The organism is Dictyobacter sp. Z7_2 (assembly GCF_057551105.1).
In genome coordinates this window covers 2,012,534-2,028,159 of sequence record NZ_BAAJPE010000001.1, presented here as the reverse complement: position 1 = coordinate 2,028,159, position 15,626 = coordinate 2,012,534, and the positions used below count along the sequence as shown (strand labels likewise).

The 15,626-nt window shown below is 51.1% G+C and carries 14 protein-coding genes; 11 read left to right on the top strand and 3 right to left on the bottom strand.

Annotated features, from left to right (window positions below):
- Positions 1 to 38: 38 nt before the first annotated feature.
- Positions 39 to 1,052 carry a glucose-6-phosphate dehydrogenase (coenzyme-F420) gene (gene fgd, locus AC27N8_RS08040; protein WP_487065750.1) on the bottom strand — a complete coding sequence of 338 codons (1,014 nt, stop codon included), beginning with the start codon at positions 1,050 to 1,052 and terminating at the stop codon, positions 39 to 41.
- A 353-nt stretch (positions 1,053 to 1,405) separates the two neighbouring features.
- On the opposite strand from fgd, the gene AC27N8_RS08035 reads away from it, so the two are divergent.
- The 3 genes from AC27N8_RS08035 (at position 1,406) to AC27N8_RS08025 (ending at position 4,507) form a co-directional block, all read left to right on the top strand.
- The gene (locus AC27N8_RS08035; protein WP_487065748.1) at positions 1,406 to 2,284 is read left to right on the top strand and encodes an aquaporin; all 879 of its coding nucleotides are present in this window, start codon (positions 1,406 to 1,408) and stop codon (positions 2,282 to 2,284) included.
- A gap of 438 nt (positions 2,285 to 2,722) precedes the next feature.
- Positions 2,723 to 2,971 (top strand): hypothetical protein, encoded by a 249-nt coding sequence (locus AC27N8_RS08030; RefSeq protein WP_487065746.1) that lies wholly within the window; start codon positions 2,723 to 2,725, stop codon positions 2,969 to 2,971.
- A 552-nt stretch (positions 2,972 to 3,523) separates the two neighbouring features.
- Positions 3,524 to 4,507 carry an NAD-dependent epimerase/dehydratase family protein gene (locus AC27N8_RS08025; RefSeq protein WP_487065744.1) on the top strand — a complete coding sequence of 328 codons (984 nt, stop codon included), beginning with the start codon at positions 3,524 to 3,526 and terminating at the stop codon, positions 4,505 to 4,507.
- 136 nt (positions 4,508 to 4,643) lie between these two features.
- On the opposite strand, the gene AC27N8_RS08020 is transcribed toward AC27N8_RS08025, so the two are convergent.
- Positions 4,644 to 5,723 carry a lactonase family protein gene (locus tag AC27N8_RS08020; RefSeq protein WP_487065742.1) on the bottom strand — a complete coding sequence of 360 codons (1,080 nt, stop codon included), beginning with the start codon at positions 5,721 to 5,723 and terminating at the stop codon, positions 4,644 to 4,646.
- 21 nt (positions 5,724 to 5,744) lie between these two features.
- On the opposite strand from AC27N8_RS08020, the gene AC27N8_RS08015 reads away from it, so the two are divergent.
- Positions 5,745 to 7,430 carry a M20/M25/M40 family metallo-hydrolase gene (locus tag AC27N8_RS08015; protein WP_487065740.1) on the top strand — a complete coding sequence of 562 codons (1,686 nt, stop codon included), beginning with the start codon at positions 5,745 to 5,747 and terminating at the stop codon, positions 7,428 to 7,430.
- 56 nt (positions 7,431 to 7,486) lie between these two features.
- Here the strand turns inward: AC27N8_RS08015 and AC27N8_RS08010 are convergent, their stop codons facing one another.
- Entirely contained in the window at positions 7,487 to 7,696 is a 210-nt protein-coding gene (locus tag AC27N8_RS08010) for a hypothetical protein (RefSeq protein ID WP_487065738.1), read from the bottom strand.
- A 94-nt stretch (positions 7,697 to 7,790) separates the two neighbouring features.
- Between AC27N8_RS08010 and AC27N8_RS08005 the strand changes: the two genes are divergently transcribed.
- The 7 genes from AC27N8_RS08005 (at position 7,791) to AC27N8_RS07975 (ending at position 15,626) form a co-directional block, all read left to right on the top strand.
- The gene (locus AC27N8_RS08005) at positions 7,791 to 8,585 is read left to right on the top strand and encodes a PhzF family phenazine biosynthesis protein (protein ID WP_487065736.1); all 795 of its coding nucleotides are present in this window, start codon (positions 7,791 to 7,793) and stop codon (positions 8,583 to 8,585) included.
- 165 nt (positions 8,586 to 8,750) lie between these two features.
- Positions 8,751 to 9,233, top strand: a complete 483-nt coding sequence (locus AC27N8_RS08000; protein WP_487065734.1) for a hypothetical protein — start codon at positions 8,751 to 8,753, stop codon at positions 9,231 to 9,233.
- 135 nt (positions 9,234 to 9,368) lie between these two features.
- The gene (locus AC27N8_RS07995; RefSeq protein WP_487065732.1) at positions 9,369 to 10,634 is read left to right on the top strand and encodes an acyl-CoA dehydrogenase family protein; all 1,266 of its coding nucleotides are present in this window, start codon (positions 9,369 to 9,371) and stop codon (positions 10,632 to 10,634) included.
- A 1-nt stretch (position 10,635) separates the two neighbouring features.
- Positions 10,636 to 11,688 (top strand): phosphotransferase family protein, encoded by a 1,053-nt coding sequence (locus AC27N8_RS07990; protein WP_487065730.1) that lies wholly within the window; start codon positions 10,636 to 10,638, stop codon positions 11,686 to 11,688.
- A gap of 389 nt (positions 11,689 to 12,077) precedes the next feature.
- Complete coding sequence (locus tag AC27N8_RS07985) at positions 12,078 to 12,920, top strand: SDR family NAD(P)-dependent oxidoreductase (protein ID WP_487065728.1); 843 nt, start codon at positions 12,078 to 12,080, stop codon at positions 12,918 to 12,920.
- 140 nt (positions 12,921 to 13,060) lie between these two features.
- Positions 13,061 to 13,975, top strand: coding sequence for an LLM class flavin-dependent oxidoreductase (locus AC27N8_RS07980; protein WP_487065726.1), 915 nt, complete (start codon positions 13,061 to 13,063; stop codon positions 13,973 to 13,975).
- 238 nt (positions 13,976 to 14,213) lie between these two features.
- A complete protein-coding gene (locus AC27N8_RS07975; protein ID WP_487065724.1) occupies positions 14,214 to 15,626 on the top strand; it encodes an ABC transporter permease in 1,413 nt (470 codons plus the stop codon).

Here is a 15,626-nt window from a genome sequence, read left to right as displayed (position 1 = left end):
GGGAGCGCAATTTTATATGCTTCTAGTGTGGGGAATCGCTAGCCCCAGCGTTGACGCAGGCGGGGAAGAATCTCTTTTGCATAGAGTTGCAGGAAGCGCGATTGATCGTCTCCAGGCGCGTGGAAAATGAGATGGGTGAAGCCATATTCGATATATGGGCGAATCTGCTCGATGTGCTCTTCTGGATCACTTGAGACAAGCCAGCGACGATGTGCTTGATCGGCGACTTCTTCAGCTTTCCTTTCCATCTCACGAGCGTCATGGATGGCCACCTTATCCTCTGCTGAGAGGGCTAACGCGGACCAGATGCGCGTGTCAGCCAGAGCACGATCTTTATCTTTATCGAATGAGACTTTGACTTCGATGGTGCGCTCAATGTCATCGGGATCTTTATGAACGGCCTTTGCTCCTTCTATGACCGCTGGCAGAAGCTTATCCCGATACAGTTCCTCGCCTTTGCCAGAAGTGCAGATGAAGCCATCGCCGGCTCGTCCAGCGAAGCGTGCAGCCACCGGGCCACCTGCGCTGATGTAAATAGGAATGGCCTGATCAGGCTTATCATAGATCGTGGCATTCTGTGTTTTATAATACTGACCATCAAAATTCACGAGATCTTCGGCCCACAACTGCTTGATCAAGGCCACTGCCTCGCGCAACCGTGCCAGACGCTCTTTCGTTTCAGGCCATTCGGATGCGGTTACTGCCACCTCGTTGAGCGATTCGCCGGAACCGACACCCAGAATCATGCGTCCTGGATTAAGCGCTCCCAGTGTGCCAAACGCCTGTGCGACGATGGCTGGCTGATAGCGAAACGTTGGGGTTAGAACACTGGTGCCAAGCTGTACACGTTTTGTGCGCTCGCCGAGAGCGCCCAGCCAGGCAAAGGCCTGCGGGGCATGACCATTGGTATGACGCCAGGGTTGAAAATGATCGCTAATCCAGACGCTATCAAAGCCAACCTCTTCCGCTTCGACTGAGAAATCAAGCAACTGTCGCGGACCAAATTGCTCTGCGGATGCCTTATAGCCAAATTTCAAGGGATGCTTTCCCATTTCAGGATCCTCTCTGTATGTAAAAGGTGTAAGTCTTGCTCTATAGCAATATCTATCCTTGTAGAATAACAAAAGTATAGGCCTGGTTTGTTCCAATGCACTTGATCCCTCAAGGATATCACTTATCGCGACATCTCTCAAACTCTGCATCCAGCCACCTTTGCTACCTACGATCATCTGGACTGTTATGACAAAGATGCGTGGACAATGCGATCTATGATTGAAAAATATGTTAGAAATTTAGTCTTCTCACTATAATAGAGGAAGTGGTATCTGAATAATTCTAGTAGCGTAGTGAATACCATCATGATACGTTTTTGCGCTGCGCCAACCGAGGAAGAAGGATTTTTAGTATGAATGATAGTTCAAATAGTGGAGATCGTGTGGATGTTTGTGCTGGCGAGTTGAACGAGTCAAACGCACAGTCGATGGATATCGTGATGCCGCAGAAGGGTAGTACTCTTTTTATGCGCAAACACCGTAGCGCCCTGGTCGCTGAGTTTCTCGGTTGTTTTTTATTCGTGTTTATTGGAGCGGGCTCGATCATTGCCAATAGTTGGACGCAGGGAGCCATTAGTCCGGTGGGTATCGCGGCGGCCCATGGCCTGGCATTAGGGATATTAATTACCGTCTTTGGTGTTACCTCTGGTGGACATTTTAATCCGGCTGTGACGGTGGCTTTGTTGATTGCCCGACGTATTCGTCCTCTGCTGGCAATGTGTTATGTGCTCGTCCAACTATCAGGAGCTGTACTTGGTGCCTCATTACTGCGTGTCGTTTTCCCATCTGCTATCTGGCAGACCGCTCGGCTGGGCACACCTGCTCTTTCGGCCGGTGTGACCATTGGAGCTGGCGTCGCTGTGGAAGCGCTCCTGACGTTTTTTCTACTGCTGGCGATGTATGGCACCTCGGTGGATGATCGAGCTCCCAAGTTGGGCGGTTTTGCCATTAGTCTGACCGTGGCGGCTAATATTCTTGGTTGTGGAGTGCTCACTGGTGCCGCCATGAATCCTGCTCGTGCCTTTGGTCCGGCTTTAATCAGCGGTATCTGGACCAATCATTTTGTCTATTGGATTGGCCCTCTGATTGGAGCCGCGCTAGCCGCATGCATCTATGAATATCTGATTATCCCCCGCCCAAAGGGAGAGGAAAAAACTGATCGGGCGTCGCTGGATGCTAAAGACCGGCATGCCTCTCGACGTGCCAACAAACACACTATGTATACGCGCTAAGAGAATGCAATATGTTTATGCTTGAGCCACAATGCTGTGAATATTCGCTGCCGTTTGAGGGAGTCGTTGATCTGCTGACTGAGAAAATTGGATCTTTCGCCTCCCTCACAACTATAACTGTTGATGTATAGCTATACCTGGCTACTCAATCGCCGTGTTACTTGTGGAAGAGTAAGAGTAGAGCTATTACCAGGCCGTTAATTGCTCTTGTTGAATTGGATCTTTTGTTGTATAAGAAGTATAGGTGATACTATTCTTGATCAACCTTTCCCGGCTCTAACTGTCTGTAGCTGAGAGATCAAGAAAAATGGATGACCATATTCAGGACACAGACTGATGAAGAGCATCATCGCTGTATCTTAGCGTATTTTAGCCATTATTTTCAAGTACGATACGTGGGATTTCATGCCGCAGAATTCCTGGAAAGTGATACTCGTTGTGCAAGAGCAATCTGAACGCAATCATATAATTGATCAGGATGATGATCTCGATCAGGATGAGGGAGCTGAACTGGCTGAAGTGATTTCCACCACCACCAGTCGCAAACGCCTGAACATGATATTATTAATCGCCTTAATTCTTGTGCTTCTCCTATGTACCTATCTCGGCGTTACTACCCTGCAACATATCCCCCCCGACACCTCAGATAGCACCCTGGGATTAATCTATCATATCGCAGCCAGATAAGGTTGTTCAAGAAGGAAGCGCCTGTTAAGCCAACCCACGTAGCGTCGTGCCCTCGGGCACGATGTCCCACTCGACGTATGATCAGACACGCCAGCGTGGCTCACCGCGATCCTGCTGGCTCGTACGAGAAACTGGGACATCGTGCCCGAGGGCACGACGCTACGTGGCTCCCACTCTGAATAGCCATAAACCTTTTTTCCTCAGAATGGTAATATGTCACATTTTGGCATTTTTTTTCGTCCTCTTGATGTCGATTTGCTGGAGAAAGTGCTGCAAAGCCTGCTCTCGCCTATGTTCAGGTGTTGTGACATTGATGTGCTTGATCCAAATGATCAGTGTTATGTTTCTTAGAATAGGTCATTTGTCACGTCTAATCTATATAACGTACAGCCTATAATGGCTATATTCAAATTGAATGCTACAAACGCCGTCTCTTTTGCGATATTTACTAATGATAAGAATAATTTTTGGATGGTAACTACTCTATCTTACTGGTGGGTTGTAGGGATCTTTTGGCCTTTTGAGTTGTTTGTATAAGTGGGAAGGTTAACGATGAAGATTCTTGTTACCGGTGGGACTGGCTTTCTGGGTCGGTATCTTGGTTCTGCTCTGTTGGATCGAGGACATCGGGTGTATTTGATGGGCCGTAACTTTTCGGGGGTGCAGGATTTGATTGCTGATGGGGCGGTGCCTGTCTCCTGCGATCTTCGTGATGCCGCGGCGGTACGTGCGGCCTGCGCTGATATGAATATCGTTTATCACATGGGAGCGCTGGTCTCACAGTGGGGTGAGCGCTCAGATTTCTTTGATATCAACGTTGAAGGTACGGCAGCTGTGCTGGCGGGATGTCGTGAACACGCTGTCAAGCGCTGTATTTACATCTCGTCGACGTGTGTGACTTTGTCGGGTCAGGGTCAGTGTAAGGGTACAGAACAGGCACCGTATGGACGACGTTTGACCTCTCTCTATTCGCTATCGAAGCAGCGGGCCGAAAGTCTGGTCAAGGCCGCGACCGATGTGCAGACAGTTGTTATTCGTCCCAACGTCATCTTTGGCCCGGGCGATAAATGGCTCTCTGGTATCGTTGAAGATGCTTGTAAGCATCGGCTGTTTCAGTTTGGCAATGGACAAAATCAGGTGGATGTGACCTACGTGGATAATGTGATCCATGCGCTCATCCTGGCTATGTATGCCACTAACGTGGTGGGTAAAACCTACATTGTGACAAATAATGAGCACGTTGTGTTGTGGGATATGATTCGTACACTCCTGTATCGTTTGAAGTGTCCGGCCGATGTGCGTTATGTGCCCTTACCGATTGCGCGTGCCGCTGCTGCCGCCATGGAACAACGTTCCACGCTGGATGGCACAAAGCCTTTATTCACACGTTTTATTATTAATCTGCTTGCCAGCACCCAAACCTTCGATATCAGTGCGGCACAGCATGATCTCAACTACACGCCGATCGTATCGGTCTCCGAAGGTATCGAGCGCACGGCGAAAGCGTTACAAGTATATCGGCAGCTAGCAATGTGAAAACAGACAGAAGATGAAATCTCTGCTGTCTTATCCATCTGAAAAGCCTCATTATGTTATGTGTGCTTCCTCGCTACAGTATAACTAATTAAGCAGAGCGCTTAATTAGTTATCAAGGGAGCGGGTCGCTGATCTGCTAATCGATAATTTTGATGCAGACTGGACTTGGAACCTCTATCTTTTCTCCTGTCGCCGTTAAGTCTCCTGTTTGTTGATCGATGGCAAAGGTGACGATGCTGTTGCTGAGTTGATTCGCCGCCAGCAAAAAACTGCCCGTTGTTGTCAGAGCGAAATTGCGTGGACATTTTCCTCCGGTTGCTACCTGTCCCCTGCTGGTAAGCTTGCCCGTGGCTGGATCGAGCGTGAAGACGGCGATGCTGTCATGCCCTCGATTCGATCCGTAGAGGAAAGTTCCCGCCGGATGAATGTGGATGTCGGCCGTGGTGTTTTCACCCTGGAAATCCTCTGGCAGCGTCGAGATCGTCTGGAGGCTTGTCAGCTTTTTGCTGTCAGGATCAAAGGCGAATGCAGTAATCGTCGAGTCGAGCTCATTGATGCTATAGGCATAGTTGGCTGTCGGATGAAAGGTAAAGTGTCGCGGACCTGATCCCGGCTGTGTAACTGTTTCTGCAACGCGTACGAGCTTTTGTGTCTCTGTATCGAGCTGATAGGTAACGATTTTATCCTGTCCAAGGTCTGCCACAAAAGCGTATGTGCCGCTGGGATCAAAGGTAGCTGAGTGCGCATGCGCTTTTTCCTGCCGATCGGGACGCACGTTGCTGTTGCCATGATGCTGAATTTTATCGGCGAGCTCGCCGATTGCTCCATCTGCTTGTAGCGGAAAGAGGCAGATACTTCCTCCACTATAGTTGCTGACGACGAGATAGCGCTGACTTCCGTCGAGGGTAATATGGCAGGGGTCTTCTCCCGTGGTGGGTCGTTGATTCAAAAAAGTTAGTGCTTTCGATTGCGGATCGATTGCGAATGCCGCTATCGACCCTCCCACCATGCCCATGATTTCTCCGGTTTCGCTGACGGTATACAGTCTTTGCCGATCATCGCTGATGGTAAGAAATCCAGGATGTTCGATCCCGGCTGTCCCGTTTAGATAGGTCAGAGCTCCCTTATTGCTATCGAGCGTATAGGTAAAGATTCCTGGATCTTGTTGGCTGGCGTAGGTGCCAACATAGACGTACGTGTTTGTCGCTTGTTTCATTGCAAGGTACATCCCTTCTGCATGGTGATAACGATGTGGGTATGCTATCATTATGGCATGAAAAGTGAAGATTGGTACACGCAGGTAAAAAATTATACCGAGCGACTGGTCGCTCGACGCGGTGTAAGCCCCGGCTCAGATGAGATAACGGTGGCTAAAGAGATCCTCTCATTGCTCTGTGCTGATGGTATGGAGCAGGTTTACACTGAATGTGCTTTGGATGCGCTTGAAAATGATCCCTATCAGCGTCAAAACGTCTATGCATTCCTGCGTGGGGTCTCGGCGGAGACCGTTGTCTTGCTGGGTCACTTTGATACCGTTGACACATCGGACTACGGAGCTCTGGAACCATTCGCCCTTGATCCGGCAGCTCTATTTGAGCAGAGAGCAGCTTTGTTGCCAGAGTCAGAGTCAGCCGCCGCTTTTTCGGATTGGATGTTTGGTCGTGGTGCTGCCGATATGAAAAGTGGTATCGCTGTACATATTGCTCTGATGCGTCATCTGGCCCAACTTTCTCGGGTGAAACCATATCCCCTCTCTATCTTACTGCTGGCTACATGTGATGAAGAAAACGAATCAGCAGGCATCCTGCATGGGATCTCGTTACTGCTCCAACTACGCGAGCGCTATGGTTTAAACTATATTGGAGCGCTGAATACCGATTATGTGACGTCTCGCTACCCGGGCGACGAGCAACGTTATATCTATGCTGGCTCGATTGGAAAGCTATTGCCATCATTTCTCTGTGTGGGACGTGAGTCGCATGCAGGAGATCCTTTTCGTGGTCTGGATGCGAATCTTTTGGCCGCCGAACTGATCCGCGATCTCAGCATGAACAACTCTTTATGCGACGCTGTCCCTGGACAGATCACCGCTCCACCTGTAACCCTCCATGCCACTGATCTTAAAGCGCACTATGACGTCCAGCTGCCCATCATGTCCTACTTCTATCTCAACGTATTGACCCTGACAACCACTCCCCATCAGCTTTTAGAGCGCCTCTTCCAACGAGCAGAAAACGTCATGACTCAACTGCTTCAGCGCATCGACGCAACAGAGCAGCGCTGGTATCAGGCCAGTGGTGAGCTGGACAGAGCTGAGCGCTTGCCGCAGCGGATTGGAGCAGTCTATCTCTATGCCAACCTGTATACTGAAGTGGTGCAGAAATATGGTCAGGAGCGTGTATCGAGCGAGTTAGAGGCTGAACGAAATAATTGGTCCAGCGCCGTTGATAGCCGTGAGCTATGTATGCGTCTGACGCAGCGCCTCTGGCGGTTGAGTGAACATCAAGGTCCAGCAGTAATCATCTTCTACGCGCCGCCATACTATCCCGCGCTATCGCCTGTGGCTGGACCCTTGCAGGATGCCGTTGATGCTGTCGTCGTCGCGCATCCAGAGCTTCAACTGGAGCAGCGGCCCTTCTTCCCCTACCTCTCAGACATCAGCTATCTCGGCCTGGATCGTGGACTGGATCTGACCGCTTTAGAGGCCAATCTACCCATCTGGCAAGCGGAAAAAGCCGCCACCGCCATAGGAACGTATCATCTGCCGCTGGCGGCGATGCAGGATCTCAACATTCCCGGCATCAACTGGGGACCGTTTGGACGTGGCGCTCATCAGCGAGACGAAGCCGTTTTGATGTCCTATTCCTTTGGCCTACTTCCCCAACTCCTACTTGAAACCATTGAGCGCCTGTGCTCTCAGTAGCGTCGTACGCTTGCGTACAATACGGTAAAGTTAAGGAATCATCACCCCCAAAGAGATCAAGCCAGCCGACGTAGCGGCGCGGCTCCGCCGTGCTGTCTGTAGCTCGTATGATTCGGCCTGGGAGCGTCTCTAAATGCAACGCCATGGGCAACGTTGCCGTACGAATCACAGACAGCACGGCGGAGCCGCGCCGCTACGTCGGTGAGCGTTGACGCCGTAGGCGAAACGGTTTTTATTCCTATCTTAACAGTATTGTACGCTTGCATACGATGCTACTCTTGCTGTAGACAGGTAATACATTCCCTTATACAATAGAGTAGAGTAGATTCTATTGGACAAAAAGGTCAGGAGCAGAGAAATATGAGTTATCCTCTCTTTCATGTTGATGCTTTTACGAACACCCCTTTCACCGGTAATGCGGCTGCGGTCTGTATCCTGGATGGGCCACGCGAGGATGCCTGGTTGCAGCAGGTGGCCAGCGAGATGAATCTGGCGGCGACCGCTTTTCTTTATCCTCAGGACGATGGATATCGCTTGCGTTGGTTTTCGGCGCACGTTGAGCTTGAGCTGTGTGGTCATGGGACGTTAGCCAGTGCTCACACTCTCTGGACACATGGCTATCTGGCGCACGATGGGCAGGCCCGTTTTTTTACGCGTGGTGGCCTGCTCACCGCCAGGCGGGATGGCGATTGGATCGAGATTAACCTGCCCGCAAAATTGGAAGAGGGAGTTGAAATTCAACCGCTCTTCCAGGAAATTTTAGGTGTGGCACCGCTCTATATAGGCAAGAGCCAGCTTGATTATCTGGTCGAGCTCGAATCTGAAGAGATTGTGCGCAAAATCCAGCCTGATTTTGCTCGTATGCTCACCCTCCCGGCACGTGGCGTGATTGTTACAGCCGCCGCCAGCGAATCTTCAGGCTATGATTTTGTCTCGCGTTTCTTCTGCCCCAGTGTTGGCATCAACGAAGATCCTGTAACGGGCTCCGCGCACTGTGTCCTTAGCCCCTTTTGGAGCAAGCGTTTAGGGCGCGAACAACTCACAGGTTATCAGGCATCGAAGCGTGGTGGTACCTTGCGCGTGCGCTTTGATGGCGATCGCGTGCGCATTGGTGGACAGGCTCTGACGGTGTTGCGGGGCGAATTATTCCAATAGCATGTTTTTATAGTGTTCTGAGAGGTTTTGATGCTGGCTGATGTGCTGCATCAGATTTCTTATAGTTCTAAATGATCGTATATCTTGGACAATTCTATCATGGCATGAAGGTTGAGATGTTGTCTGGGATGCATTGTTAGAGATCAAGTGTAGGAAGAATTGTATATGCAACGGAATTTGTTATCACTGGCTTTTTTGCTGGTTTTCTTAGTGATGCTTACCGCATGTGGTGAGCAGAGTTCTATGCCATCAAGTATGAACATGGGCACGACAACTCAGTCGACGCAGACGGTCAGTACAAATACTAAAGCTGTTGATGTCACAATCGACGAAACCGATGACAAGATCGCCTCATCCCTGCAAACATTTTCGGCTGGAACTGCCTATCATTTTATCGTGAAAAATAGCGGTCAGGCGGCGCACGAATTTATGATCATGCCATCTTCTATGGCTATGAATGGTAGCTCGATGGGCGAGATGGATAAGCAAGCATTTGTGGATATTTCCAACCTCAACCCCGGTGAGATAAAGACCATCAACTATACCTTTCCCACGTCGACAGCTGGAACGCATCCTGAATTCGCCTGTCATCTCCCTGGACACTATGAGGCTGGCATGAAACTTGACGTAACTGTCCAGGGTTCATAAAAGACCTTGCAGATGCTCTTGTGCTGGATTTGATGTTATACTGTCAGTGATGTGTAAGAATTCTGGAGGCGCAATCTTCTTATAGCATAACGATGTGTGTATAAGATTGCATATTTTACGAAGGAGTATGCTTTCATGGACTTTAGTCTTTCCCCCGCAATACTTGAACTGAAGCATCGTACAGCGAAATTTATCCAGGACTACGTGATCCCCGAGGAGGGCCATGGGGATGAGCATACTATTTTGCCTGCCGACAAGCTAACGGCGCTCAGGAGTCGAGCGAAAGAAGCAGGTCTGTACGCTCCGCACGTAGAGAAATCCTGGGGCGGCCTCGGGCTTGATATGCGAGGACAGAGCGTGGTCTTCGAGGAGGCTGGACATAGTCTGATTGGTCCTCTGGCGCTCAATTGCTCTGCTCCCGACGAGGGGAATATGCATTTATTAGAAGTCGTCGGAACTGAGCAGCAAAAGGAGCGTTATCTGCGTCCGCTGGTGGCTGGTGAGATCCGTTCATGCTTTGCGATGACCGAACCGCCTCCCGGAGCTGGAGCTGATCCCTCGCTCTTGCAGACAACGGCGACGCGGCGGGGGAGCGACTGGGTTATCAATGGCGATAAATGGTATATTTCCGGGGCTGATGGTGCCTCCTTTGCGATCTGCATGGCCCGAACCGATACTGGCGAGGCCGCGACGGGACATCAGCCGCGAGCGAGTATGTTTCTGATCGACCTGCCCAATCCGGGCTTCCAACTCGTCCGTCAGATCCCCTCCCTGGACGGCGCATTTATCGGAGGGCATTGCGAGATCGTGATCCGCGATTGTGTGGTCTCTGAGGATGCTGTTCTGGGAGAGGTCGGCGAAGGTTTTAGATATGCTCAGGTGCGACTGGCTCCTGCCCGCCTGACACATTGTATGCGCTGGCTCGGAGTGGCACAGCGCTCCCTTGATATCGCGGCGCAGTATGCGAATACGCGTGAGAGCTTTGGTAATCAGCTCGGACGGCATCAGATGGTTGCCGCGATGATTGCTGACTCGGCAACCGATATCCATGCCGCTCGCCTGATGATCTGGCACGCCGCCTGGCTGCTCGATACGGGGGGCGATGGAAAATATGAGACCTCGATGGCGAAGACCTTTGTGGCGGAAGCCGTCAACCGGGTAGTGGATCGGTCTGTGCAGATCTGCGGCTCTCATGGCATCGCCACCGACCTGCCGCTTGCCACCTTTTATCGTGCCGTGCGACCGTTCCGTATTTACGATGGCCCATCAGAAGTCCATCGCAGCGTCATTGCCCGGAAGATCCTGAAGGAGGCCGCAGCGACAGCCCGTGACGAACGTCCTCATGAAGGCAATGTATCCAACTTCAAGCAGGATCGAGCTCGGCGCGTGGAGGGATTGTAATATGGCCGATGATCTGGAACGCTTGCTCGTAGATGGTACCGCCCTCCAGGCGTATTTAGCCACCGCTCTGCCTATTTATGATGCCACCATACCGCTTGGGATTGAGCGTATCCGTGGTGGTCATTCCAACGAAACCTTCTTTATCACGGCTGGCGCGCATGAATGGGTCCTGCGGCGTCCGCCGTACGGACCACTGCTACCTACCGCTCACGATGTCGGACGCGAATATCGTATCCTGCAAGCGTTATCCGCTACACCGGTCCCTGTTCCGCATCCGCTGCTATTTTGCGACGACATCAGTGTCATAGGAGCACCTTTTTACCTGATGGAGCGTATCCCAGGCATCGCCATTCGTGAAACGTTACCGGCTGGCTTTGTGACTGATATCCAGAGCCGCGCAGGTATCGGAGAAGTCCTCATCGACACGCTGGCCACTCTGCACATGGTTGATTGGCAACAGGTTGGCCTGGAAGGCTTTGGGAAGCCACAGGGCTACCTGTCACGTCAGCTACGGCGCTGGAGCGGTCAATTGGACGCCTCTCGTACGCGCTCCATACCGGCACTCGACGCAGTGACAACCTGGCTCCAAGAGCACGTCCCGGACAGCCAATACACTTCGATTGTCCACGGTGACTATCGTCTGGATAATGCTTTGCTGGCTCCAGAGCCGCCTGCACGTATCCTTGCCATCGTCGACTGGGAAATGGCAACCATCGGTGACCCATTGGCCGACCTCGGCTATCTCCTCTCCTTCTGGAGCGAGGTCGATGATCCGCCCTTTACGCTTGGCGATGCCGCCTGGCAGATGAGTGCGCAGCCTGGTTTCTCGACCCGTGCAGAACTTGTCCAGCGCTACGCCGCCCGCACGCAGCGCGAGGTGGCCCATCTGGATTTTTATGTAGCACTCGCTATTTGGAAACTGGCCATCCTGCTCGAAGGAAGCTATAAACGCTATCTGGCGGGCACTACCGACGATCCCTTCTTCAGATTACTCGATCAAGGCGTTCCTGCGCTTGCGCAACGTGCTCTGTCAGCCTGTCGCGGAGAAATGTGACGTTTTCAGTAATCCAACAATGTTTAGACTGGGATAATACATATCACGTATTATCCCAATTTTATATATCTGAAGAATTTTCTTTTCTACCAGGATCAGGAAAGCTGGAAAGCGCGTGCAGATAACGGGTAGGCGGATAAAAGTGTAAAAGGAGTCCTTTCATCATTGCCTTACCTCTTGACTGAGAGCGCGCTCTAAACTGTAAACTTTGAGAAAGCATAGGAATAGCTTCTCTGAAGAGGCTTCCAATGCCACTCTTTCTCGTCGATTGCCGATTGGATATCCATGGGAGGCTTCAGACGAGATGCAATCAGATGAGCTTACGAGGGGATGAGTGTAGTGGAAAAGAAAGTATTTCTGCCACCCTCAGGTATATGAAAGGAAAAACGATGTCAAAAGTTTGGTTGATTACTGGAAGTGGGCGTGGCCTTGGGCGCTCGTTGGCCGAAGCGGTCCTGGCTCATGGGGATCAGTTGATCGCGACCGCGCGTGACCCACATCAGCTTGCCGAACTCATTGAACGCTACGGTCAGAATGTTCGCGCTGTCGCTCTGGATGTGCGAGATCGAGAGCAGGTAAAAAATGCTGTTAATGCCGCCATCGAAACCTTTGGGCGACTGGACGTTGTCGTCAATAACGCGGGCTATGGTAATGTCGTGTCTATTGAAGAAGCGACTGAAGAGGAGTTTCGTGATCAGTTGGAAACAGACCTGTGGGGTGTGATCAATGTGACTCGTGCCGCGCTCCCATTCTTACGCCAACAGCGTGCGGGTTATATCGTGCAGATCTCCTCGGTTGGTGGACGCGCCGGAGGCTCTTCAGGACTGGGTGCATATCAAACGGCCAAATGGGGTGTGGAAGGTTTTTCAGAAGTGTTGGCGAACGAAGTCGCTCATCTAGGTATAAAAGTATTGATTGTTGAGCCGGGCCTGATGCCAACCGACTGGTCAGGTTCATCAATGCATATCACTCAGCCTGGAGAAGATTATCAAGCCCCCATCGGTCAAAGGCTACAGATGATGAGCACGTGGAAGAAAGATAGCGGGAGCGATCCGACGAAAGCCGCGCGGGTGATATTGAACATCATTGACGAGCCCGATCCACCGCTACGTCTGCTGATTGGCAGTAGTGCTGTCCAAAGAGCAATCGAACGAGAGGAAGAGAAGATTGCAGAAGCACGCAAATGGCAAGCCATAAGTAGCTCTACCGATTTCCAAAGCGTAAAATCCTGAAAAGGAGCGTAGGAACGCTTACATACGCAAGAAACGGCCAGCCAGTGAGTATCTCAGGTATCCATACTTGTTCGTCTGTATACGGAAGCATCGAGAGAACCGTATAGATGAGAGAGGACTGTCTCATAAGGAGGTTACTTGTGACGGATCGTATTCAATTTGGCTGGTCGATGCCCGTAGGTAACGGTGATATTGATCGTGGTGCTTATCTACGAGCATACACCAAGGGGCTGGAGATTATTGCTCGCTCCTTCGACTCGGCCTGGTTCAGTGATCACCTTCAATATGGCTCGCATGACCTCCTGGAGGCGTGGACCGCTCTGACCTACCTCTCCTCAAAGCGTCCCGAGCTGAAATTTGGACACATGGTGCTCTGCCAGCTCTTCCGCAATCCCGCGCTGCTGGCGAAGATGGCGGCGACATTCCAGTATATGAGCCAGGGACGCTTTATCCTGGGACTGGGAGCAGGCTGGAATGCGGAAGAATGTGCTGCCTACGATATGTATTTTCCTCCTGCTGCCGTGCGGGTCGAAGAACTGGAGGAGACGCTCCAGATTATCAAGGCTCTCTGGCAGCATGATAATGTGACCTTTGAAGGCCAGCATCATAGTGTCACCAATGCATATTGTAATCCCAAGCCAGATCCCATTCCGCCCATTCTGATCGCAGGTTTCAAGCCGAAGATGCTTAACGTGGTCGCTCGCTATGCCGATTGGTGGGATGTAGGAGAAGCTGATCTCGACTCAGTGAGGAGACAACTCTCCTATTGTGCGCAGGCCTGTGCCGCTGTGGGACGAGATCCATTATCTTTGAAACTGGTCATGCAAGCGAACTGTCTCTGTGCTCCTAACGAATCGATCATCCATGAACTGGGATCGGGAAAAATCCATAACTCATCGCACGCCTTTGTCGGCACGCCCAAACAGATCATAGAGCAGATGCGTCCATTTATCGACCTGGGCATCAACTATTTTATTCTTACCTGCGAGGGATTTCCTAATTTGATCACGCTACAGACATTAGTGAACGATGTTTTGCCACAATTGAAACGTTAAGAACTCCGAGAATGTTGAGCTTACTTGCTCTTTGCCTCTGACCTATCCTCCTTTTGCTACTTCTACAGGATTCTTTAGAAGTTACACACCAATTTTTTACAGCTTCAATGCAGTTTTTTGACAAGCCTCTTCTATACTTGAGACTAGAAGATATGTAAACGTTGTTGCGCTGTCTTAATCGTATTGAGAGATAACAACTTGAATAGACTGAAGTGTGTAAAAGGAGCTGAAACATTCTATGGGTATAATCGTGCGCGGTATGGGAAATGCATTACGCAATCCTGTACGCTTAATCCTGGTCGTGATCCTGCTGGGAGCGAGCCTGATGTTTGTGGCTGCCATGATCAGCCTGAACAGTAGCGCTCAACAGGAGATCGCCAGTGTCCATAAGCAAGTGGGCACCTCGATCACCATCAATTATGCGGAGAACAATGCTGGACAGTTCGGTGGCACCTTTGGTGGTAATGGGAGTGGTAGTGGTAGTGGTTCCAGCAGTAGCAGTGGCTCTGGGGCTCCTAATCGTCCTGGTGGTTCTACAGGCTCGACGACACCGAAGGCCAATACAGGTGGATTTGGCAATATCAGCACCACTCCTATTCCTGACTCAGTTGTGACCACAGTATCCAAAACTGCGGGTGTTGCCAGCACAGAGGAGACGGTGCGCCAGACCGATACCGATGGCAAGCTGAAAACGACCTCCATTACTGGAGCAGACGGCAAAGCAATCAGCTTATCCCCAACGGTCTACGGTATTTCCAATGGAGCCACGCACTATACTCTTGGCTCGGGCAGCACGCCGACAATTGTCTCCGGGACGAATTTTCTGACCGTCGGCTCTAGTTCAAATGTGGCGATGATGAGCAAGACGCTTGCGACCAGTAACAATCTGAAAGTTGGCTCAACCTTTACCCTCAAAGGGAAAACCTTTACTCTGGTGGCTATCTACACCACGGGTGCCGATCAATTGTCGAGCGACACAATTGTCATCCCATTGACCGTCGCGCAAAGCCTCTACTCGGTCAAGGGAGTTGACTCCATCACAGCTTACGCCACAACCTACGATCAGGTCAGCGCTGTCGCCAGTAAATTGAAATCGACGTTGGGCACAAAATACGATATCGTAACATCTGATTCGACCTATGCGAGCACCTTTAGCGCCTTGAGTGTCGCGCAGAATAGCATCTACCTGGCCTTATTGGTCTCGATTACGGTATCAGTGATTGTGATCATTTTTGCGGTCTTCATTGTTGTCCGTGAGAGAACCATTGAGATCGGCACCCTGAAAGCCATCGGAGCTTCCCATTGGCAGGTGATCCGGCAATTCTGGGGTGAAGTCTTGTCCATGAGTGGCCTGGGAGCCATCATCGGCATCGCTTTACTGGCCTTCTTCGGACCCATCATCTCGCAGAAATTCGACGTATCTACCGCCTCCTCGACGACTGCAACCGCAGGCCCTGGTGGAGGAGGAGGCTTCTTCTCAAGAGCATCATCAACGCTCAGCAATGTCCACATCGCAGCAGCCACGCTGAACCTGGAGACCGTCCTGATTATCGTTGGACTCGGTATGGCCCTGGCTATCCTGACGAGTGTCATTCCAGCCTGGTATGTCTCGCGCATCAAACCAGCTATCGTCCTCAGAAAAGGCAATTAG

Coding starts and splice junctions, on each gene's coding strand:
- fgd (WP_487065750.1), bottom strand. CDS start 1,052: ATGGGAAAGCATCCCTTGAAATTTGGCTATAAGGCATCCGCAGAGCAA.
- AC27N8_RS08035 (WP_487065748.1), top strand. CDS start 1,406: ATGAATGATAGTTCAAATAGTGGAGATCGTGTGGATGTTTGTGCTGGC.
- AC27N8_RS08025 (WP_487065744.1), top strand. CDS start 3,524: ATGAAGATTCTTGTTACCGGTGGGACTGGCTTTCTGGGTCGGTATCTT.
- AC27N8_RS08020 (WP_487065742.1), bottom strand. CDS start 5,723: ATGAAACAAGCGACAAACACGTACGTCTATGTTGGCACCTACGCCAGC.
- AC27N8_RS08015 (WP_487065740.1), top strand. CDS start 5,745: ATGGTGATAACGATGTGGGTATGCTATCATTATGGCATGAAAAGTGAA.
- AC27N8_RS08010 (WP_487065738.1), bottom strand. CDS start 7,696: ATGCAAGCGTACAATACTGTTAAGATAGGAATAAAAACCGTTTCGCCT.
- AC27N8_RS08005 (WP_487065736.1), top strand. CDS start 7,791: ATGAGTTATCCTCTCTTTCATGTTGATGCTTTTACGAACACCCCTTTC.
- AC27N8_RS08000 (WP_487065734.1), top strand. CDS start 8,751: ATGCAACGGAATTTGTTATCACTGGCTTTTTTGCTGGTTTTCTTAGTG.
- AC27N8_RS07995 (WP_487065732.1), top strand. CDS start 9,369: ATGGACTTTAGTCTTTCCCCCGCAATACTTGAACTGAAGCATCGTACA.
- AC27N8_RS07990 (WP_487065730.1), top strand. CDS start 10,636: ATGGCCGATGATCTGGAACGCTTGCTCGTAGATGGTACCGCCCTCCAG.
- AC27N8_RS07985 (WP_487065728.1), top strand. CDS start 12,078: ATGTCAAAAGTTTGGTTGATTACTGGAAGTGGGCGTGGCCTTGGGCGC.
- AC27N8_RS07975 (WP_487065724.1), top strand. CDS start 14,214: ATGGGTATAATCGTGCGCGGTATGGGAAATGCATTACGCAATCCTGTA.